This window comes from Streptomyces sp. NPDC002619 (genome assembly GCF_042889305.1).
GTDB lineage: Bacteria > Actinomycetota > Actinomycetes > Streptomycetales > Streptomycetaceae > Streptomyces.
The window spans coordinates 104,263-123,197 of sequence record NZ_JBIAQV010000020.1; the positions used below are offsets into that span (position 1 = coordinate 104,263).

The 18,935-nt window shown below is 70.6% G+C and carries 19 protein-coding genes and 1 tRNA gene; 9 read left to right on the plus strand and 11 right to left on the minus strand.

Annotated elements, in window-relative coordinates; genetic code table 11:
- The first annotated feature begins 123 nt into the window (after positions 1–123).
- A complete protein-coding gene (locus ACFYXB_RS27625; protein WP_389586946.1) occupies positions 124–744 on the plus strand; it encodes a MerR family transcriptional regulator in 621 nt (206 codons plus the stop codon).
- Between the two features lie 18 nt (positions 745–762).
- On the opposite strand, the gene ACFYXB_RS27630 is transcribed toward ACFYXB_RS27625, so the two are convergent.
- Complete coding sequence (locus ACFYXB_RS27630; protein WP_389586894.1) at positions 763–1,566, minus strand: exodeoxyribonuclease III; 804 nt, start codon at positions 1,564–1,566, stop codon at positions 763–765.
- Between the two features lie 68 nt (positions 1,567–1,634).
- Between ACFYXB_RS27630 and ACFYXB_RS27635 the strand changes: the two genes are divergently transcribed.
- The gene (locus tag ACFYXB_RS27635; RefSeq protein WP_389586896.1) at positions 1,635–2,129 is read left to right on the plus strand and encodes a GNAT family N-acetyltransferase; all 495 of its coding nucleotides are present in this window, start codon (positions 1,635–1,637) and stop codon (positions 2,127–2,129) included.
- Between the two features lie 111 nt (positions 2,130–2,240).
- On the opposite strand, the gene ACFYXB_RS27640 is transcribed toward ACFYXB_RS27635, so the two are convergent.
- From ACFYXB_RS27640 to galU, 7 genes are all read right to left on the minus strand, one after another.
- A tRNA-Ala gene (locus ACFYXB_RS27640) sits at positions 2,241–2,314 on the minus strand.
- Between the two features lie 96 nt (positions 2,315–2,410).
- Positions 2,411–3,667: a gephyrin-like molybdotransferase receptor GlpR gene (gene glpR, locus ACFYXB_RS27645; protein WP_389586898.1), complete on the minus strand. Its 1,257-nt coding sequence runs from the start codon at positions 3,665–3,667 to the stop codon at positions 2,411–2,413.
- A 185-nt stretch (positions 3,668–3,852) separates the two neighbouring features.
- Positions 3,853–4,545: a GNAT family N-acetyltransferase gene (locus ACFYXB_RS27650; RefSeq protein ID WP_389586948.1), complete on the minus strand. Its 693-nt coding sequence runs from the start codon at positions 4,543–4,545 to the stop codon at positions 3,853–3,855.
- Complete coding sequence (locus tag ACFYXB_RS27655) at positions 4,542–5,078, minus strand: MogA/MoaB family molybdenum cofactor biosynthesis protein (RefSeq protein ID WP_351344798.1); 537 nt, start codon at positions 5,076–5,078, stop codon at positions 4,542–4,544. The genes ACFYXB_RS27650 and ACFYXB_RS27655 overlap by 4 nt, the downstream gene beginning before the upstream one ends.
- Entirely contained in the window at positions 5,075–5,554 is a 480-nt protein-coding gene (moaC, locus tag ACFYXB_RS27660; protein WP_351344801.1) for a cyclic pyranopterin monophosphate synthase MoaC, read from the minus strand. The genes ACFYXB_RS27655 and moaC overlap by 4 nt, the downstream gene beginning before the upstream one ends.
- Positions 5,555–5,724: 170 nt before the next feature.
- On the minus strand, positions 5,725–7,047 hold the full coding sequence (gene glp / locus ACFYXB_RS27665; protein ID WP_389586901.1) for a gephyrin-like molybdotransferase Glp: 1,323 nt from the start codon (positions 7,045–7,047) through the stop codon (positions 5,725–5,727).
- A 4-nt stretch (positions 7,048–7,051) separates the two neighbouring features.
- Positions 7,052–7,954 (minus strand): UTP--glucose-1-phosphate uridylyltransferase GalU, encoded by a 903-nt coding sequence (galU, locus tag ACFYXB_RS27670; protein ID WP_351344807.1) that lies wholly within the window; start codon positions 7,952–7,954, stop codon positions 7,052–7,054.
- Between the two features lie 112 nt (positions 7,955–8,066).
- Here galU and ACFYXB_RS27675 point away from each other — a divergent pair, with 112 nt between their 5' ends.
- Entirely contained in the window at positions 8,067–8,669 is a 603-nt protein-coding gene (locus ACFYXB_RS27675) for a 5-formyltetrahydrofolate cyclo-ligase (RefSeq protein WP_389586903.1), read from the plus strand.
- 95 nt (positions 8,670–8,764) lie between these two features.
- Here the strand turns inward: ACFYXB_RS27675 and ACFYXB_RS27680 are convergent, their stop codons facing one another.
- A complete protein-coding gene (locus ACFYXB_RS27680; RefSeq protein WP_389586905.1) occupies positions 8,765–11,524 on the minus strand; it encodes a penicillin acylase family protein in 2,760 nt (919 codons plus the stop codon).
- A 294-nt stretch (positions 11,525–11,818) separates the two neighbouring features.
- On the opposite strand from ACFYXB_RS27680, the gene ACFYXB_RS27685 reads away from it, so the two are divergent.
- From ACFYXB_RS27685 to mscL, 6 genes are all read left to right on the plus strand, one after another.
- Positions 11,819–13,318: a potassium/proton antiporter gene (locus tag ACFYXB_RS27685; RefSeq protein WP_389586950.1), complete on the plus strand. Its 1,500-nt coding sequence runs from the start codon at positions 11,819–11,821 to the stop codon at positions 13,316–13,318.
- Between the two features lie 558 nt (positions 13,319–13,876).
- Positions 13,877–15,169: an MFS transporter gene (locus ACFYXB_RS27690; RefSeq protein ID WP_389586907.1), complete on the plus strand. Its 1,293-nt coding sequence runs from the start codon at positions 13,877–13,879 to the stop codon at positions 15,167–15,169.
- A 67-nt stretch (positions 15,170–15,236) separates the two neighbouring features.
- Entirely contained in the window at positions 15,237–15,563 is a 327-nt protein-coding gene (locus tag ACFYXB_RS27695; protein ID WP_351344815.1) for an FmdB family zinc ribbon protein, read from the plus strand.
- Between the two features lie 99 nt (positions 15,564–15,662).
- Positions 15,663–16,496 (plus strand): S-methyl-5'-thioadenosine phosphorylase, encoded by an 834-nt coding sequence (locus tag ACFYXB_RS27700; RefSeq protein WP_389586909.1) that lies wholly within the window; start codon positions 15,663–15,665, stop codon positions 16,494–16,496.
- A gap of 156 nt (positions 16,497–16,652) precedes the next feature.
- Positions 16,653–17,228, plus strand: coding sequence for a hypothetical protein (locus ACFYXB_RS27705; protein ID WP_388498574.1), 576 nt, complete (start codon positions 16,653–16,655; stop codon positions 17,226–17,228).
- 138 nt (positions 17,229–17,366) lie between these two features.
- Positions 17,367–17,825 carry a large conductance mechanosensitive channel protein MscL gene (gene mscL, locus ACFYXB_RS27710; protein ID WP_389586911.1) on the plus strand — a complete coding sequence of 153 codons (459 nt, stop codon included), beginning with the start codon at positions 17,367–17,369 and terminating at the stop codon, positions 17,823–17,825.
- 22 nt (positions 17,826–17,847) lie between these two features.
- On the opposite strand, the gene ACFYXB_RS27715 is transcribed toward mscL, so the two are convergent.
- A complete protein-coding gene (locus ACFYXB_RS27715) occupies positions 17,848–18,024 on the minus strand; it encodes a hypothetical protein (protein WP_351344827.1) in 177 nt (58 codons plus the stop codon).
- Between the two features lie 73 nt (positions 18,025–18,097).
- Positions 18,098–18,931 (minus strand): pyruvate formate-lyase-activating protein, encoded by an 834-nt coding sequence (gene pflA, locus ACFYXB_RS27720; RefSeq protein WP_389586913.1) that lies wholly within the window; start codon positions 18,929–18,931, stop codon positions 18,098–18,100.
- Positions 18,932–18,935: the final 4 nt, after the last annotated feature.

Below are 18,935 nucleotides of genomic sequence, written 5' to 3' on the forward strand. Positions count from 1 at the left end.
GGGAGAACGAAAGTTACCGGCGGTACAACATAGGCTTCGGACGTGGCAGCAGACGGAGGACAGAGCACTGGCCAGGGCGAAGATCGGACCGGGGACCGGCACGCCGGACCGCGCGAGTACCGCATGGAGGAACTGGCCCGCCTGGCCGGCATCACGGTGCGCACCCTGCGCTTCTACCGCGAACGCAAGCTGATCCCGCCGCCCCGCCGCGAGGGCCGCATCGCCTGGTACGACGACCACCACCTGGCCCGCCTGCACACGATCTCGGCACTCCTGGAACGCGGCCACACCCTGAGCGGCATCGCGGAACTCGCCGACGCCCTCGACCGCGGCCGCGACGTCGCCGACCTCCTCGGCGTCGGCGCACCCACCGAGGAGGAGCCGGTCCGCCTCACCCCGGAGGAACTCGCCGCCCGCTTCGAGGGCGAGGTCACCCCGGAAAACCTCGCCGCCGCCATAGAACTCGGCTACCTCGGCACCGCCGGCGACGAGATCGTCCACATCAGCCGCCGCCTCCTCGAGGTCTCCTCGGCCCTGGTCCGCGAGGGCATCCCGCTGGCGGAGGTACTGACGGCAGGCAAACGCGTCCGCGAACACGCCGACGCCCTCGCCGAACTCTTCACCGACCTGGTCCTCCGCCACGCCCCCGAGGAAGACCTCCAACGCCTGCGGCCACTGGCCCGCAGCGTGGTGGAGGCAGAGCTTTCACTGGCGCTGGACCGGCGGTTGCGCAAGGAGGAGTGAACCGGGCCGCGTTACGCCCTAGAGGTCATACACGACGGTCACCGGCGCATGGTCGGACCACCGCTCGGCGTGGGTGGCCGCCCGTTCCACGAACCCCTTGACCGCCTTGCCCGCGAGCCCCGGCGTCGCACAGTGGTAGTCGATCCTCCAACCTGAGTCGTTGTCGAAAGCCCGGCCGCGGTACGACCACCACGAGTACGGCCCCTCCAGGTCCGGATGCAGCTCCCGTACGACATCGACGTACCCTCCGTCGGCCTGGTCGAGGACGCTGCTCAGCCACTCCCGCTCCTCGGGCAGGAAGCCGGAGTTCTTGGTGTTGCCGCGCCAGTTCTTGAGGTCGGCCTGCCGGTGGGCGATGTTCCAGTCGCCGCAGACGACGACCTCGCGCCCATCGGCCGCGGCCCGCTCGCGCAGCCCCTTCAGATGGGCGAGGAACTCGCCCATGAAGCGGACCTTCTCGTCCTGCCGCTCGGTACCGACCTCCCCGGCGGGCAGGTAGAGGGAGGCGACCGTGACACCGGGCAGGTCGGCCTCGACGTACCGCCCGCTCGTGTCGAACTCGGCCGAGCCGAAGCCGACCTGGACGCGGTCGGGCTCACGGCGCGTGTACAGGGAGACGCCCGCACGACCCTTGGCGGCGGCCGGCGCGTGCACGACATGCCAGCCCTCGGGCTGCCGTACACCTTCGGGCAACTGCTCCGGCTCGGCGCGCACCTCCTGCAGGCAGAGCACGTCGGCGGAGGTCTCCGCCAGCCACTCCACGAAGCCCTTCTTCGCGGCGGCACGCAGCCCGTTCACATTCACCGAGGTCACAGTCAGCACCAGGGCACGATACCGGCACACTGGACGGAGTCCGCTTCCACTGCCTGCATAGAAGTACGATGCCTAGAATGAATATACGCCACGTTCCCTTCGACCACCCCGACGCCGTCAAGCTCAACGACCAGGTCCAGGCCGAGTACCACCTGCGCTACGGCGACGGTGGCGACGCCACGGCCCTCGACGCGTCGGACTTCGAGCCCCCGAAGGGCGTGTACCTGATCGCGTACGACGAGGACGACCACCCCGTGGCCACCGGCGGCTGGCGCAGCCAGAACGAGAACGGCGAGGGCAACGAGGACGGCGACGCCGAACTCAAGCGCATGTTCGTGGTCGAGGCGCTGCGCGGCCGCGGCCTGGCCCGCCGCATGCTGGCGGCCCTGGAGGACGACGCCCGTGCGGCCGGCCGCGTCCGCATGGTCCTGGAGACGGGCACGAAGCAGCCGGAGGCCATCGCCCTGTACGCCTCCAGCGGTTACGAGCCGTGCGTCAAGTTCGGTTACTACCGCGAGTACGAGGACAGCCGCTGCTACGCGAAGCCCCTGCAGCCCGGCATCGCACAGTAAGCCACGTCACAGCCGGCCCCTGGGGGCCGGCTGTGATCCCCGCTACCGCAACATGCACGCAAACACGATGAAGCCCCGGTCGACTCCTGCCGACCGGGGCTTCATGCTGCGTGGACCTGAGGGGATTCGAACCCCTGGCCCCCTCGATGCGAACGAGGTGCGCTACCGGACTGCGCCACAGGCCCTTGCAACGAGTGAAACTTTAGCATCCCCGTCGGGGTGCTTGGAAATCCGTTCCCCGACTGGTCAGGGGGCGGTTCCCGGTGGTGCGCCAGCGGCTTTCACTCGTTGGCCGCGCGCGGCCGGTCGCCGTCCTCGTACTGGTCGAAGAGCGGTGTGCGCCCGCGCTCCCGTGCGCGGCGGGCGGAGGCGGCGCGGCGGGCGTCACTGCGTCCGTCGGCCGCCGGCTTGCCCTCCGTGGGGGGCGCCGCCTCCTGCGCCTCCGCGCCCCGCTTCGCGTCCTGGTCCGGCGCGACGGAACTCGAACGCGCCGAGCTCCACGTGTCGGGCGCCCCCAGGTCCACGTCGGACGTGGCCCGCGGCGCGACCGGCGCGGTGACGTACGTGGGCAGCGGTACCGGGACCGGGTCCCAGCTGTCGCCCTGCGCGGGGCGCCGCTGACCCTCACGCTGCTGGTCCACCCACTCCGCGTGGTCCGTCTGCTCGACGAGGGCGCGCCGGTCCGCGGCGAGCGCGGACAGTTCGGGGTCGGTTTCGGCCGCTGGTCCCTCGTCCGGGTCGTCGGCGGCGGCGCCCGCGTCGAGGGACGCGCGCCTGCGCGGCTGGCGCTCCCGCAGGCGCTGCGCGGCGGCTTCGGCCCGTCGCCGGTCCATCTGGTAGGCGAAGCGCCGGCGTTCCTGGGAGCGCAGGTACGCGATGTACGCGCTGAGCAGTATGGCGGGCACGCCGGGCGCCCACAGGAACGCGAGCCCTCCGACGGCGGCGACGATGGCGCCGAGCGTGAAGGCGAAGAAGAGCACCACTGTTGTGCGCCGGCGGCGCGCGAGTACCTTCGAGCGCTGGGCGCGCTCTGCGGCCGCCTGCGCCGAGGGCGTGCGCCGCGCGGCCGGTACGCGCTTCTGCGCGGGCGCGGGTGGGGTCTTGGGCGCCGGGGCGGATGCGGGGGGCGCGGATTCGCGCTGACGCGCGGGCGCGGAGCCGGGTTTGGGCGCCGGGGCGCTCGCGCGGTCGCGCGCTTGCTCCGCGCGCGCCGGCGCTTCCGGCTCGCCCTCCTTCCGTACCTCCGCCCGAACCTGACGGCGGGTCGGAGGCATGGCGAAGGCCCGGACGTCCACCGAGTCGGTGACGGCGTCCGGATCGACGGCGTCGGGCTCCCCCTCCTGGGCGGAGCGCGCCCGCAGGTCCTTGGCGTACCTGCGCTCCATTCCCGCCCGTCCGGACAGCAGCCGGATGGCGGTGCTGAAGCGTTCCGTCGGACGGGCCTCGTTCAGCTCGTCCTGCCTACGGAGCCACATCGGCACCAAGTAGGCGGCCCAGGCCCCGACAATGACTGCGTAGATGAGGCCGCTGCTGCTCACGCCTCACACGGTAGAGGGGTTTGCGTGAGGCCATCTGCCAATTGGGCCGGTGTGTCGCACGATCTGGCTGATATTTCGAGCTTTTTTTGTGACGGATCCGATCAGCAGGCCACCGTTGCCGCGAATTCAATGCCCTGAGACGGTCACCGACCGATCAATTTCGAACATATATTCAATTTCGCGAGCTAGGCAGGATTCCCCGGAGTGTTCTGCGGATTCCGGGGCCCGCTCTGGCTGTTCGAAGTGCTCCCGGCGTCCGGCGTCCCCTGAGAGCGTGCCCGCCGCCAGCGGCCGAGCAATCCTTCGGGCACCTCTTCCGCGGTCAGCGCGAAGACGAGGTGGTCGCGCCAGGCCCCGTCGATGTGGAGATAACGTGGGCGCATCCCCTCCTCGCGGAATCCGAGTTTCTCCACGACCCGCCGGCTGGGCCGGTTCTCGGGGCGAATGCAGACCTCGATGCGGTGCAGACCAACGGTGCGGAAACAGTGGTCCACCACGAGCGCCACCGCCGTCGGCATCACGCCGCGTCCAGCCACCGTCTCGTCCACCCAGTAACCGATGTGCCCCGAACACATCGATCCCCAGGTGATTCCGGCGACAGTCAACTGCCCGACCAACCGGCCCTGATACTCGATGACGAACGGCAGCATCCGGCCGGCGTTCGCCTCGGAGCGCAGGTGCCGGACCATCTGGCGATACGTCGGCCGGTGCGCTATCGGCCCGCTGGGCGTGGGCGGCGGAATGGTCGCCTCCCAGGGACGCAGCCAGTCCCGGTTGCGCCGGTTCACCTCGCGCCAGGCCCGCTGGTCGCGCAGCTTTATGGGCCGGAGGACGATGTCGCCGTCCGCCAGTACGACGGGCCAGGATGGGCTGTTCAGCTCGCACCCCCGTTGTGTCTGGAGTGGTCGCCGCCGTCCGCGACCGGCCTCGGGTGGTCGCCGCCGCGGATCTGATCGACGGCGTGCACCAGCAGCGGTTCCAGGACGGCCAGTCCGTCCCTCACCCCGCCGGTGGACCCCGGCAGGTTGACGATCAGCGTCCGGCCGGCGACTCCGGCAAGGCCCCGGGAGAGTGCGGCGGTCGGCACCTTGTCCCGTCCGAACGCCCGGACGGCCTCCGCGATGCCCGGCACCTCGTAGTCGATCACCGCACGAGTCGCCTCGGGGGTGCGGTCGGTGGGCGAGATGCCGGTGCCTCCGGTGGTCACGACGACGTCGTAGTCGGACCGGGCCGCGGCGCGCAGGGCGGCCTCGACGGGCTCGCCGTCGGGGACGACCTGCGGCCCCTCGACGGTGAATCCGAAACCCCGGAGCCCCTCGGCGATCAACGGGCCTCCCTTGTCCTGGTACACGCCCGCGGCAGCCCGGTTGGAGGCCGTGATCACCAGCGCGCGGTAGGGCCCGGCGTTCACGCCCGGCTCCAGTCGCCGGACTTGCCGCCCGTCTTCTCCTCCACCCGTACGTCCGTGATGACCGCTCCCTTGTCGACCGCCTTGACCATGTCGATCACGGTGAGGGCGGCGACCGACACCGCGGTGAGGGCCTCCATCTCGACGCCCGTGCGGTCCGTGGTCTTCACGGTGGCCTGGATCTCGACGGCGTCGTCCGCGACCGACAGATCCAGTTTCACACCGGAGAGAGCCAAGGGGTGGCACAGCGGGATCAGGTCCGGGGTGCGCTTGGCGCCCATGATGCCCGCGATGCGCGCCGTGGCCAGGGCATCCCCCTTGGGAACCCCTTCACCGCGCAGCAACTCGACCACGCGGGGTGAGACACGGACGCGGCCGCTGGCGCGGGCGGTGCGCGCGGTCACGTCCTTCCCGGATACGTCGACCATCCGGGCCGCGCCCGCCTCGTCGATGTGCGTCAGTCGTTCCTGCGTGCTCATGGTGTGCGGCGCTCCCGGGTCGAGCCCGTCGCGGTACGGCGCACGGGCCTGTTGTGCGCGACACGGTACCGCCAAGTCGGAGTGTCCACCTGAGCAGGCCCCCCGCGACCCGAGGCGAGCGGGCGCGGGGGCGGGCGAGCGCCGGGGCGGGGCGCCGTATGCGGGTGTGTTCAGCCGAGCAGGACGACCTCGACCTCGGTGCCGGGCTCGACGCTCTCCACGTCCTCCGGTACGACGATCAGCGCGTCGGCGTGCGCCAGCGCGGCGATCAGGTGCGATCCTGCACCGCCGACGGGCGTCACCTCGCCGTCGGCGTACGCGCCCCGCAGGAACTGTCTGCGTCCCTGGGGCGAGCTCAGCGCCTTGTCCGCCTTCAGGGTCGCCCGCGTCCGGGGGCGCTGGACGTCCTCGACTCCCATCAGGGTGCGGATGGCCGGGCGGACGAACAGTTCGAAGGAGACGTACGACGACACCGGGTTGCCGGGAAGCGCGAGCAGCGGCGTGTGGTCGGGGCCGATGGAGCCGAAGCCCTGGGGCTTGCCGGGCTGCATGGCGAGCTTGCGGAAGTCGACGCCGCCGCCCGCCTCGTCCTCGTCGCCGACGTGCGACAGCGCCTCCTTGACGACGTCGTACGCCCCGACGCTCACGCCGCCCGTGGTGACCAGCAGGTCGGCACGGACAAGCTGGTCCTCGATGGTGGACCGGAGGGTGTCGGCGTCGTCGGCGACGGCGCCGACCCGGTAGGCGATGGCGCCGGCGTCCCGGGCGGCCGCGGTGAGGGCGAAGCTGTTGGAGTCGTAGATCTGGCCGCTGCCCAGCTGCTCGTCGGGCTGGACCAGTTCGCTGCCGGTGGACATGACGACCACGCGCGGGCGCGGGTGCACGCGTACCGTGCCGCGGCCGATCGCGGCGAGCAGGGCGATCTGGGGCGGGCCGAGGACCGTACCGGCTTCGAGGGCGCGGTCGCCGGCCTTGACGTCGCTGCCCTTCGCGCGCACGTGCGCGCGCGCCTCGGCCGGTCGGTGCACGCGTACGTGCCCGGTGGCGCCCTCGGGGGCGAGGCTGCGGGCACGCATTCCGCTCGCGGGACCCTCGCCGAGGCCTCCGTCGGTCCACTCCACGGGGACGACGGCCTCGGCGCCGGGCGGCAGCGGGGCGCCCGTCATGATGCGGACGGCCTGGCCCGGACCCACCCGGCCCAGGTCCGCCGCACCCGCCGCCACGTCCCCGACCACTTCCAGGACGGCCGGGAACTCCTCGCTCGCGCCCGCGACGTCCGCCACCCGCACCGCGTACCCGTCCATGGAGCTGTTGTCGAACGGCGGCAGTGAGACCGGCACCGTGACGTCGTCGACCAGGACACAGCCCTGGGCGTCGAGGAGTTGCAGCTCGATGGGCTCGAGGGGACGGACGGCGGCGAGGATGTCCTCCAGGTGCTCGTCCACCGACCAGAGGTGGTCCGGGCCGGCGGTGCGGGTCGCGGCGCTGCTCAAATCGCTACATCTCCTCGGCTACGTAACTGCGAAGCCAGGTCCGGAAGTCCGGGCCCAGGTCTTCACGTTCGCATGCGAGTCTGACAATGGCACGCAGATAGTCGCCGCGGTCGCCGGTGTCATAGCGGCGGCCCTTGAAGACAACGCCGTGCACCGGCCCACCGGCCTTCTCGTCCTGTGCGAGCTGCTGCAGGGCGTCGGTGAGCTGGATCTCACCGCCGCGGCCCGGCTCGGTCTTGCGGAGTATGTCGAAGACGTGCGGGTCGAGGACGTAGCGGCCGATGACCGCGTAGTTCGACGGGGCGTCCACCGGGTCCGGCTTCTCGACCAGGCCAGTCACCCGGACGACGTCGTCGTCCTCGGTGGTCTCGACGGCCGCGGACCCGTAGAGGTGGATCTGCTCGGGTGCGACCTCCATGAGCGCGATGACGCTGCCGCCGTGCTGCTCCTGGACCTCGATCATGCGCTTGAGCAGGGGGTCGCGCGGGTCGATCAGGTCGTCGCCGAGCAGGACGGCGAAGGGCTCGTGGCCGACGTGCGGTGCCGCGCACAGGACGGCGTGGCCGAGGCCCCTGGGGTCGCCCTGGCGCACGTAGTGCATGGTCGCGAGGTCGCTGGACTCCTGGACCTTGGCGAGCCGTTCGGCGTCGCGCTTCTTCTCGAGCGCCGACTCGAGCTCGTAGTTACGGTCGAAGTGGTCTTCGAGGGGGCGCTTGTTACGTCCGGTGATCATGAGCACGTCGTCGAGCCCCGCCGACACGGCCTCCTCGACCACGTACTGGATCGCGGGCTTGTCCACGACCGGCAGCATCTCCTTGGGAGTGGCTTTGGTGGCCGGAAGGAACCGGGTGCCGAGGCCTGCTGCGGGAATGACAGCCTTGCTGATCCTGGGGTGCGACTGAGTCATGCCGGCAACCTTATCCGGTGCCTTTGAGTGAAATCTGTGGCTCCGGTTAATTAGCTCTCATATGAGCACATTAAGAAGGATGCGAGAACGACCTGTGGAACACGTCGGACGTATGGCCCAGCCTGACAAGCGAATGTTGCGGCGAGAGTTCCTCGCGGTGAGGAACAGGTTGACGGCCGATGACGTACGGGAAGCGGGCGCGATGCTGGCCGAGCGCGCGCTGGAGCTGCCCGAGCTGGAGCGCGCGCGCACGGTGGCCGCGTACGTCTCCGTCGGGAGCGAGCCCGGCACGCTCGCGCTGCTGGACGCGCTGCTCGCGCGGGGCGTGCGCGTCCTGCTCCCGGCGCTCCTGCCGGACAACGACCTGGACTGGGCCGCGTACGCCGGCGAGGGCTCCGTCGCGCGCGTCCAGCACGGCGGGAAGATGGCGCTCTTCGAGCCCGTGGGCGAGCGCCTCGGCCCGGATGCCGTGGCGTCCGCCGACGCCGTCCTGCTGCCCGGGCTCGCGGTGGACGCGCGCGGGATGCGCCTGGGGCGCGGCGGAGGGTCGTACGACCGCGTGCTGGCGCGCCTGGAGCGCGCGGGCGCTCGCCCCGCACTGCTGGTGCTCCTCTACGACTCGGAGGTCGTGGACAGCGTCCCCGCGGAGGCGCACGACCGGCCGGTCGACGCCGTGGTGACGCCGTCGGGCGTGCGCCGCTTCAAGAGCGCCTGACGCGCGCTCCCCTTCACCACCTCCGGCGGGGGCAGGCGGGAAAGGGCCCTCCACGCGCGCGTGGAGGGCCCTTTCACATCAGTGCCGTCAGCGGGTCACGGCTTGAGCACCAGTGTGTCGCTCGTGCTGTCGTCGACCGCCTTCTCGGAGAACGACCAGGGCAGGAGTTCGCCGCTGGCCCACTTGTCGGTCTGGTCGGTGTAGTGGGCGCTGAAGGCGTGCCCGGAGGCACCGGTGAGGTTGATCCACCGGGACTTGTCGAGGTCGTCGAGGTTGACCACCATCCGCATCGACGGCACCCAGACGACGCCGTAGCCCCCGGCGGCGTTCCAGCCGGTCGCGTTGACCGTCGCCTCGCCGCCGCTGAGCTTCCAGGGGCCGCGGTTGAGGGCGTACTGGAGGAATCCGGGGCCCGCGGTGCCCAGGGTCTGATTCTTCAGGAACAGGCGGTGCAGCCGGCCCCAGCTCCAGGTGTCCATGTCCTTGCCGAGCTTGGAGGTCAGCTCCCAGCGGGCGTCGATCATGGCGCGGGCGAACAGCTGGTCGCGGTTGTCGGCCTTGGGGCGGGTGCCCGAGGCGGGCGTCTGCCACCAGTCGCTGTCCGGCTTGTCCATCAGGGTGCGGACCACCTCGAACCAGCGGTCGCCGCCGTCCGGCTGCGCCTGGTCGGCGTCGCGCTCGCCGCACTCGCGCACCTTGGCGTCGTCGTCCACCGGGCCGGTGCTGTCGAGCTTGTCGACCCACAGGCACTGGCCCTTGACCCGCAGCTCCTTGGGCAGCTTGTTGCCGAAGGCGAGCTTGAGGACGTTGCGCCAGACCGCGTTGAAGTAGGCGGCCGCCGCGGAGTCGGCGTCCTGGGTGTAGTCCCAGCCCTCGAGGAGTTTCTGGGCGTCGCGGACGTCCTTGTCGTCGAGGTTGATCTTCAACAGCTTGGGCACGAGCAGCTTGGCGATCTCGCTGCTGTTGTCCAGCTGCATCTGGCGCATGTCGTCGGTGGAGATCTTGCCGCCGCCCTTGATCTTCGACTCGATCAGGTCGGTGATCCGCTGGCTGCGGGCGCCGTAGCCCCAGTCCGTGGTGAGCGTGTAGGGGTACTTGTCCGGGTCGATCACGGCCTGGTTGGCGGTGACGATGTAGCCGCGCGCGGGGTCGTACTCGTTGGGCAGCTCGTCCTGCTTGATGAAGCCCGTCCACTTGTACTTGGAGTCCCAGCCGGGCGCCGGGATGGAGCCGTCGTCGTCAGACGCGCGCGTGGGGATCTTTCCGGGCAGCGTGTAGCCGATGTGGTTCTGGGTGTCGGCGTAGATCAAATTCTGCGAGGGCACGTCGAACAGCGCGGCCGCCGAGCGGAAGTCTTTCCAGCCGGCCGCCTTGTCGAGGGCGAAGACGGCGTCCATGGAGGTGCCCGGATCCAGGGCGGTCCATCGCAGGGCGATGCCGTAGCCGTCGCCGCGGTCGGGCGCCGCCGTGTCGACGGTGGCCTTCTTGCCGACCTTGACGAGTTCGTCGTCGCGGTCGGACAGCAGAGGCATCCCGTCGGCGGTCTCGCGGACGACGATCTTCTTGGACGCGCCGCCGGCGACCTTGATGGTCTCCTCACGGCTCTCGAACGGCTTGACCTTGCCGTCGTAGAGGTAGCCGTTGCCGCTGAGCTTCTCCAGGTAGAGGTCGGTGACGTCGGCCCCGGAGTTCGTCATGCCCCAGGCGATGTCGCCGTTGTGGCCGATGATCACACCGGGCATCCCGGCAAACGTGTAACCCGTTACGTCGTACTGGCACTTGTCCGAGACACTGCGGCAGTGCAGGCCCATCTGGTACCAGACGGACGGCAGCGACGGCGACAAGTGCGGGTCGTTGGCGAGCAGCGGCTTGCCGGAGACGGTGTACTTCCCGGCGACGACCCAGGAGTTGGAGCCGATGCCCTGCCCGTTCACACCGACGGCCGTGGGAACGTCGTCGAGGACGTTGTAGAGGCCCGCCAGCTGGCTCGTGAGCCCCGAACCGGTCGTGGATGAGGCCGCGGAGCCTGTGGTGCCCGTCGTGCCCTGTGAGCCGCTCGTGGTGCCGCCCTGCCGGAACGTCTTGGTGAGCTCGTCGTACTGGCCCTGCTGGACGATCGCCTTGTTGCGGCCGTAGGGGTAGTCCGGGTAGAGGTCCTTGATCTGCTGGGGGCCCAGCCGGCTGGTCATCAGGGCGCGGTCGATCTCGTCCTGCATGTTGCCGCGCAGGTCCCAGGCCATCGCCTTCAGCCAGGAGACCGAGTCCACCGGGGTCCACTGCTGCGGCTTGTAGTCGTTACTGAAGCCGAGCGCCGCGTACTCGAGGGAGATGTCCTTGCCGTCCTTGCCCTGGAGGTAGGCGTTGACTCCCTTGGCGTACGCCTGGAGGTACTTCTTCGTGGAGTCCGACAGCTTGGTGTCGTACTCCTTCTTCGCGATCCGGTCCCAGCCGAGAGTGCGCAGGAACTCGTCGTTCTTGACCTGGCCCTTGCCGAACATCTCGGACAGGCGCCCCGAGGTCATGTGCCGTCGCACGTCCATCTCGTAGAACCTGTCCTGCGCCTGCACGTAGCCCTGCGCCATGAACAGGTCCTCGTCGGACGAGGCATAAATCTGCGGGATGCCGTTGCCGTCCCGCTTCACGTCGACCGGCCCGGACAGGCCGTCGAGCGTGATCGAGCCCTTGGTCTGCGGGAAGGAGGCACGGACGGTGCTGATCGACCAGTACGCCCCGTAGGCGACGCCACCGACGATGGCCAGGACGAGCACCAGCACGATCAGACGGGCTTTGCGCCCCTTCTTCCTGCCGGACTTGACGGGTGTGTCACCCGTTGTGGCGGTGGTATTGGGGGGCATCGCTGTCCTTGCTGTCCTAACGCGAGCGGCGAGGCGGGCTGTCCTTTTGAATGAGCGCTGGAGCAACCATAGGCGCAGGGCCCCACGCCCCTTGACGCGGAGTCGTGAACCGGCGCGGACGAGCGTTCGATCTCGCCTCGTCGAGCGTCAAGAAAGCGTCAAGAGTTAGGTAAGGTAACGAAGTACTTGGGTGCGGAGTGCCGCAGCCTCGGATCTTGTTGTCACGTGAGTTTCGCGTCGTGCCGTACGCGAGCTTCGCGCCTCCCGCGCGCGAGCCAGTGAAGGGAACCGCTGCTGACTGTCCACCACCTCAACCAGCTCCTGCTCGTCTGCTCCGTCGTCCTGCTCGTCGCCGTGGCGGCGGTCCGGGTCTCCTCGCGCAGCGGGCTGCCCAGCCTGCTCGTCTACCTGGGGATCGGCGTCCTCATGGGCCAGGACGGCATCGGTGACGTCCACTTCAACAACGCCGAGCTGACCCAGGTCATCGGATACGCGGCCCTGGTCGTGATCCTCGCCGAGGGCGGTCTGGGCACGAAGTGGAAGGAGATCAGGCCGGCCCTTCCGGCCGCCTCCACGCTGGCACTGTTCGGGGTCGCGCTGAGCGTCGGGGTCACGGCGGCGGGCGCGCACTACCTGACCGGGCTGGAGTGGCGGCAGGCGCTCATCATCGGAGCGGTGGTGTCCTCGACGGACGCGGCGGCGGTGTTCTCCGTCCTGCGCAGAATTCCCCTCCCCGCGCGCGTGACGGGAACACTGGAGGCGGAGTCCGGCTTCAACGACGCCCCAGTGGTCATCCTGGTCGTCGCCTTCTCCACCGCGGGCCCGATCGAGCACTGGTACGCGCTGGTGGGCGAAATAGCGCTGGAGCTGGCCATCGGCGCCGCCATCGGGCTCGCGGTCGGCTGGCTGGGCGCCTGGGGCCTGCGGCACGTGGCCCTGCCCGCCTCCGGCCTCTACCCGATCGCGGTGCTGGCGATCGCGGTCACGGCGTACGCCGCGGGCGCACTGGCGCACGGCAGCGGCTTCCTCGCGGTCTACCTCGCCTCGATGATGCTCGGCAACGCCAGGCTGCCGCACTGGCCGGCCACGCGCGGCTTCGCCGAGGGGCTCGGCTGGATCGCCCAGATCGGCATGTTCGTCCTGCTCGGCCTGCTGGTCACGCCGCACGAGCTGGGCGACGACATCTGGCCCGGCCTCGTCATCGGGCTGGTGCTGACCATGGTCGCGCGGCCGCTGAGCGTGGTGCTCAGCCTGGTGCCGTTCCGGGTGCCGTGGCCGGAGCAGACCCTGATGTCCTGGGCCGGACTGCGCGGCGCCGTGCCCATCATCCTGGCGACGATCCCCATGGTGAACGGCGTCGATGCCAGCCACCGCATCTTCAACATCGTCTTCATCCTGGTCGTCGTCTACACCCTCATCCAGGGCCCGACGCTGCCGTGGCTGGCACGCAAACTGCGACTCGGCGACGAGCCGGAGGCGGCCGACCTGGGCATCGAATCTGCGCCCCTGGAACGGCTGCGCGGACATCTCCTGTCCGTCGCGATCCCCAAGGGCTCGCGGATGCACGGCGTCGAGGTGAACGAGCTGCGCCTGCCGGCCGGGGCCGCCGTCACCCTCATCGTCCGCGACGGAAAATCGTTCGTTCCACTGCCGACGACGGTGCTGCGGCGCGGTGACGAACTGCTCGTGGTCACCACGGACCCCGTCCGGGACGCCGCGGAACGGCGCCTGCGCGCGGTCGCACACGGCGGCAAGTTGGCGGGGTGGTTGGGGGCGAACGGGGCGGGGGGCTGAGCAAGCCGGGAGACGGAGTTTCGGTTCCGGGCGCCGGCTTCGGGGGCGAGCGCTGGCGCGGGCGCCGGGCGCGGGCGCGGGGTGGGGGCGCGGGCGCGGTGTGGGCGCGGGCGCGGGGTGTGGGCGCGGGGTGTGGGCGCCGGGCGCGGGCGCCCGTTGAGAGCGCGGGCGTGAGGTGCGGCGGTGGGGCGCATGGCGGGGCGTGCGCGCCATGCGCCAGAGGTGCGAGCGGGGCGCGGGGGCACGGAGCGCGCCGTGCCGCACCTACGATGCGAGCGGGGCGCGCGTTAAAGGTGTGTTTCGTACGATTCACACCCCAGTCAATCCCAGGTGAACAGGCCTTTGGTGCTCGTTTTCACAGGTGTACGAGCCCTCGATCCCTGTACACTGAAGGCACCCTGATCGAACCAACTCTGCCTGACGCAGAGCTGGCGCGACCGTATGGCGGCCGGGACGCCCTCCACAGTGGGCGCCGGTATCTACCGCAGTTCCGCGCATGAGGACAGCTCTCGGCGCCCCCGCACGGGCGCGCTACCAGGCGGCAGAAAGGCACGGGCCGTGGCATCCACGGTCACCTCCGAGCCGTCGAAGAACTCGGCGACACCGTCCCGCCCGGGATACGGGCAGCTGCTGCGCACCCGCGGCGCCTGGACGTTCCTGCTCCCCGGCTTCGCGGCGCGCCAGCCGTTCGCGATGCTGACCATCTCCATCGTGCTGCTCGTGCGGCACACCACCGGCTCGTACGGCGCCGCGGGCGCCGCAGCAGCCGTCACCGGCGTCTCCATGGCGCTGTTCGCGCCCTACACCGGCCGCCTCGCCGACCGCCGTGGTCAGCACGCGGTACTGATCCCCGGTGTCCTCGTGCACACGGCGTCGGGTCTCGCGCTGACGGCGCTCGCGCTGTCGCACGCGCCCCTGTGGGCGCTGTTCGCGGCGGCCGTGCCGACGGGCGCCTCGGTGCCGCAGGTCGGCCCCATGGTGCGCGCTCGCTGGGGGGTAAAGCTCCTGGGCTCGCCCCTGATGACCACCGCCGCGGCCTTCGAGTCCGTCACGGACGAGCTGACCTTCGTCGTCGGCCCGCTGCTGGCGACGGCCCTGTGCACCGCTGTGGACCCGGCCGCCGGCCTGGTCACGGAGGCGGCGCTGACCCTGGTCGGCGGTCTGCTGTTTGCGGCGCGCAAGACCACGCAGCCGCCGGTGACCGGTGGCGGGCACGCGCGCGTGAAGCAGACCTCCGCGCTCCGCGTGCCCGGCGTGCGCGTGCTGGTCGTCACCTTCCTGGGCATCGGATCCGTCTTCGGAGGCATGCAGGTGTCGCTCGCCGCATTCACCGAGTCGATCGGCGAGCCCAGCCTGAACGGCGTCCTGTACGGGACCTTCGCCGCGGGCAACATGCTCTCCGGCATCGCGTGCGGCGCGATCGCATGGAAGGTGGCCCCGCAGCGCCGCCTTTTGATCGGCTACGCGGCCCTGGCGCTGACCGCGTCTGCCCTGTGGACCGCGCACTCGGTGCTGGTCCTCGCCGGTCTCGGCCTGCTGGTCGGCATGTGCATCGCTCCTGCCCTGATCACCGGCTACACCCTGGTCGAGGGCCTGGTTCCGGCCGGCGCCCGCACCGAGGCCTTCACCTGGCTGACCGGCGCCGTCGCGCTCGGCCAGGCCGCCGCGGTCACCGTCGCCGGTCAGCTGGAGGACCGCCTGTGGGGCGGCGCCGGTTTCCTGGTGCCGATGGCGGGCACGCTGCTCGCCCTGGGCACCCTGGTGGCACTGCGTTCGCGGCTCGTCACCCTGCCCCGGAACCGTACGGTGGCACGTGGCGTCGGTCACCGAGTGCCGGTCACGGTGGACTGATCCCCGGGAATACGTCACTATGGACCGTCGTTAGCACTCATCGAGTGAGAGTGCCAGGAGGAAGACAGTGCCCACCTATCAGTACCAGTGCACCGAGTGCGGCGAGGGCCTCGAGGCGGTGCAGAAGTTCACCGACGACGCCCTGACCGAGTGCCCCAACTGCGGTGGCCGCCTGAAGAAGGTGTTCTCTGCGGTCGGCATTGTCTTCAAGGGCTCCGGTTTCTACCGCAACGACAGCCGCGGCTCGTCGTCGAGCAGCAGCCCGTCCTCGAAGTCCTCGGGTTCTTCGTCGTCGAGTCCGTCGAGCTCTTCCGGCTCCTCGTCGTCCGACTCGAAGCCGTCTTCGTCGACTTCCTCGTCCTCGTCGAGCTCCGCCAACAGCTCCGCGGCTTGATCTTCCTCCCGCGAGACCCTGCCGTCACCGGACGGCAGGGTCTTCGGCATTCCCGATACCGCCTCTCCCGCCTTTTCGCGGCCAGCTAATGTGCTCGTCATGGCGAACGCAGAGATCGGTGTCATCGGCGGCTCGGGCTTCTACTCGTTCCTCGACGACGTGACCGAGGTCCAGGTGGACACCCCCTACGGAGCACCCAGCGACTCACTCTTCCTCGGCGAGATCGCCGGCCGCCGGGTCGCCTTCCTGCCCCGGCACGGCCGCGGCCACCACCTGCCCCCGCACCGCATCAACTACCGCGCCAATCTCTGGGCGCTGCGCTCCCTCGGCGTACGCCAGGTCCTGGGCCCCTGCGCGGTCGGCGGCCTGCGCCCCGAGTACGGGCCCGGCACACTGCTCGTCCCGGACCAATTGGTGGACCGTACGAAGTCCCGGGTGGGGACGTACTTCGACGGACTGCCGCTGCCCGACGGCACCGTGCCGAACGTGGTGCACGTCTCCCTGGCCGACCCGTACTGTCCCGCCGGGCGGGCGGCCGCGCTGAAGGCGGCGCGCGGACAGGGCTGGGAGCCCGTGGACGGCGGGACGCTGGTCGTGATCGAGGGTCCGCGCTTCTCGACCCGCGCCGAATCGTTGTGGCACCAGGCGCAGGGCTGGTCGGTGGTGGGCATGACCGGCCATCCCGAGGCCGTGCTCGCCCGTGAACTGGAGCTCTGCTACACGTCGTTGACGCTGGTCACCGATCTCGACGCGGGCGCGGAGACCGGCGAGGGCGTCTCGCACGACGAGGTGCTGCAGGTGTTCGCCGCCAATGTGGACCGACTGCGGGGCGTGCTGTTCGACGCGGTGGCGGCGCTGCCGGACAACTCGGCGCGCGACTGCCTGTGCACGAACGCCCTCGGCGGGATGGATCCCGGGTTCGAGCTGCCGTAGCGGCGGAGTGACCGGCGGCGGACTTGGAGCGGAACTCCTCGTTCGAGTGGGCGAGTTGTCCACAACCGGTCGGTAGTCCACCGGCTCCGGCGAAGATCGGCGCGAGGCCTCATCGTGGCATCGCAAGCCGATTCCTCGTCACAGGTGGTGGTCCTCGTGCCCGTCTCTCCCTCGTCCGCTTCTCCGTCCTTCCCGCCTCCACTTCCGTCGCCGCGCCCGCTCGGCACCGACGCCCCGGCCACCTGCGAGGTGCCGCACTTCGCGCCGGTGCGGGTGCGCGGCGGGCGGTATCAGCTGCAGCGGCTCGTACGGCATCGCAGGCGGGCCGTGGCGGCCGGCCTCGCCGTCACTGCCGCCGCCCTCGTGGCGGCCGGGCCGCGCGCCGCGACGGATCCGCACCGCGCCGAGCGGACCCGCGGGCACCCCTCGGCCGAGCCGGTACGGCGCCACGGCGCGGTGGACATGGTGACGGCACCGGTGCGGATCGCCGACGCCGCGACCGTGCGGCTGCTGCGGCCCGGCGACCGGGTCGACGTGATCGCCGCTCAGGACCCGGCGACGGGCGGGGAGGCCCGGGTGGTGGCGCGCGGGGCGCGGGTGACCCGGCTGCCCGAGCCGCTGGACGACACCGCGGAGAACGGCGCCTTGGTCGTGCTCTCGGTGCCGCGTTCCACGGCGGCACGCCTGGTCGGTGCGAGCGCGTCGGCGAGGCTGGCGGTGACGCTGTGCTGAACGCGCTCGGTCGTTTGCTAGGCGACATGCTGTCAAGTCGCACGTTTGAGCTATGGAATTGGACAGGATGGCCTCTTCGTGCCGTAGGTTGCGGAGCGTTTTGTTCCACACCCTGTGCATGCGAGGAGAGTCCCCGAGGTGAGCGAGAAGAAGGAAGCGAGCATCTGGCAGGGCTTCAAAGCCTTCCTGATGCGCGGCAACGTCGTCGATCTGGCAGTCGCGGTGGTCATCGGCGCCGCCTTCACGAACATCGTCAACTCGGTGGTGAAGGGCATCATCAACCCGCTGGTCGGAGCGATCGGCACGCAGAATCTCGACAACTACAGCTCGTGCCTGAGTTCGACGTGCAAGGGGACGCACGGCATCCAGCTGATGTGGGGCTCCGTCCTCGGTGCCACGCTGAGCTTCGTGATCACCGCGGCGGTGGTCTACTTCCTGATGGTCCTGCCGATGGCGAAGTACCTGGCCCGGATGGAGGCACGCAGGAAGGCGAAGGAGGGCACGCACGAGGTCATCGAGGTGACCGAACTGGAGGTGCTCAAGGAGATCCGCGACGCGCTGGTCGCGCAGCGTGGCTCCGGGCAGGGCGGTCGCTAGCGGCACTCCTGCGGGGCCTCGCTCAGAGGTGGTGGGGCGGCTTCTCTTCGAGGAAGCGCTTCAGGTCCGCTGCGCTGTCGCTGTCGCCGCGCTCGCCCCACCCGCGGTCGGTGTCGTCCGAGGACTGCTGGTTCAGCGGATCGTCGAAGTTCAGCGCGGCCTTCGGGTCGCGCGGCTCGGGGGCGGGGGCGGTGCTCATGTCTCAAGAGTACGGCCCCTCCCGCGCCCCTCGCCCAGGCTGCGCTCCCGGCCGGTCCCGGGGCCGCGAGGGCTCAGACCGCGTACAGACCGTGGGACGTGAAGACGCTCCTGGCCAGAGCGGTCTGCTCCGCGGTGGGGGTGGGCGTGTCGTGCAGCGTGAACGGCATGCCGAGCGCCAGCCACTTGGCCTCGCCCAGCTTGTGGAAGGGCAGGACGTCGACGCGCGAGACATTGCCGAGACCGGCGGCGAAGGCGGCGACTCCGTCGATGTTCGCGGGTTCGTCGGTGAGGCCGGGCACGAGCACGAAGCGGACGTGGACCTCCTTGCCGAGGCCGGCCAGACGGCGGGCGAAGTCGAGGGTCGGCTCGAGCGGGCGGCCGGTGACCGTGCGGTAGGTGGCGCGGTCCCAGGACTTGATGTCGAGAAGGACCAGGTCGGTGTCGCGCAGGAGTGCGTCGGTGGCCCGGGCGCCGAGGAAGCCCGAGGTGTCCAGGGCGGTGTGCAGGCCGAGTTCGTGCTTGAAGCGGTTCAGCAACTCGCCGGTGAAGACCGGCTGGAGCAGCGGCTCTCCCCCACTGATGGTCGCCCCGCCGCCTGCCGCCGCGATGAACCGCGTGTACTTGGCGGCTTCGGCGACGATGTCGTCGGCCGAGGTCCGCTTGCCGCGGCGCATCCGCCAGGTGTCAGGGTTCTGGCAGTACAAGCAGGTCAACGGGCAGCCGGCGAGAAAGGTCACGAAGCGGGTACCCGGGCCGTCGACGCCGGTCGACAGGTCCCAGGAGTGCACCGATCCCACGGCGGGCCGCCGGGTCGCCGCGACGGCCGGGGTGGGCGCCGTGGCGGCGGGGCATCCGTCCGGCTCCGGCGGGGTGGCCGGCACGGACGGCAGAGGCGTGGTGGTCATCGTC

What these genes read in the sequence shown, in the direction of transcription:
- ACFYXB_RS27625 (WP_389586946.1), top strand. Translation starts at nt 124, where the DNA reads ATGGAGGAACTGGCCCGCCTGGCCGGCATCACGGTGCGCACCCTGCGC.
- ACFYXB_RS27635 (WP_389586896.1), top strand. Translation starts at nt 1,635, where the DNA reads ATGAATATACGCCACGTTCCCTTCGACCACCCCGACGCCGTCAAGCTC.
- moaC (WP_351344801.1), bottom strand. Translation starts at nt 5,554, where the DNA reads ATGAGCACGCAGGAACGACTGACGCACATCGACGAGGCGGGCGCGGCC.
- galU (WP_351344807.1), bottom strand. Translation starts at nt 7,954, where the DNA reads ATGACTCAGTCGCACCCCAGGATCAGCAAGGCTGTCATTCCCGCAGCA.
- ACFYXB_RS27675 (WP_389586903.1), top strand. Translation starts at nt 8,067, where the DNA reads ATGGCCCAGCCTGACAAGCGAATGTTGCGGCGAGAGTTCCTCGCGGTG.
- ACFYXB_RS27680 (WP_389586905.1), bottom strand. Translation starts at nt 11,524, where the DNA reads ATGCCCCCCAATACCACCGCCACAACGGGTGACACACCCGTCAAGTCC.
- ACFYXB_RS27700 (WP_389586909.1), top strand. Translation starts at nt 15,663, where the DNA reads ATGGCGAACGCAGAGATCGGTGTCATCGGCGGCTCGGGCTTCTACTCG.
- ACFYXB_RS27715 (WP_351344827.1), bottom strand. Translation starts at nt 18,024, where the DNA reads ATGAGCACCGCCCCCGCCCCCGAGCCGCGCGACCCGAAGGCCGCGCTG.
- pflA (WP_389586913.1), bottom strand. Translation starts at nt 18,931, where the DNA reads ATGACCACCACGCCTCTGCCGTCCGTGCCGGCCACCCCGCCGGAGCCG.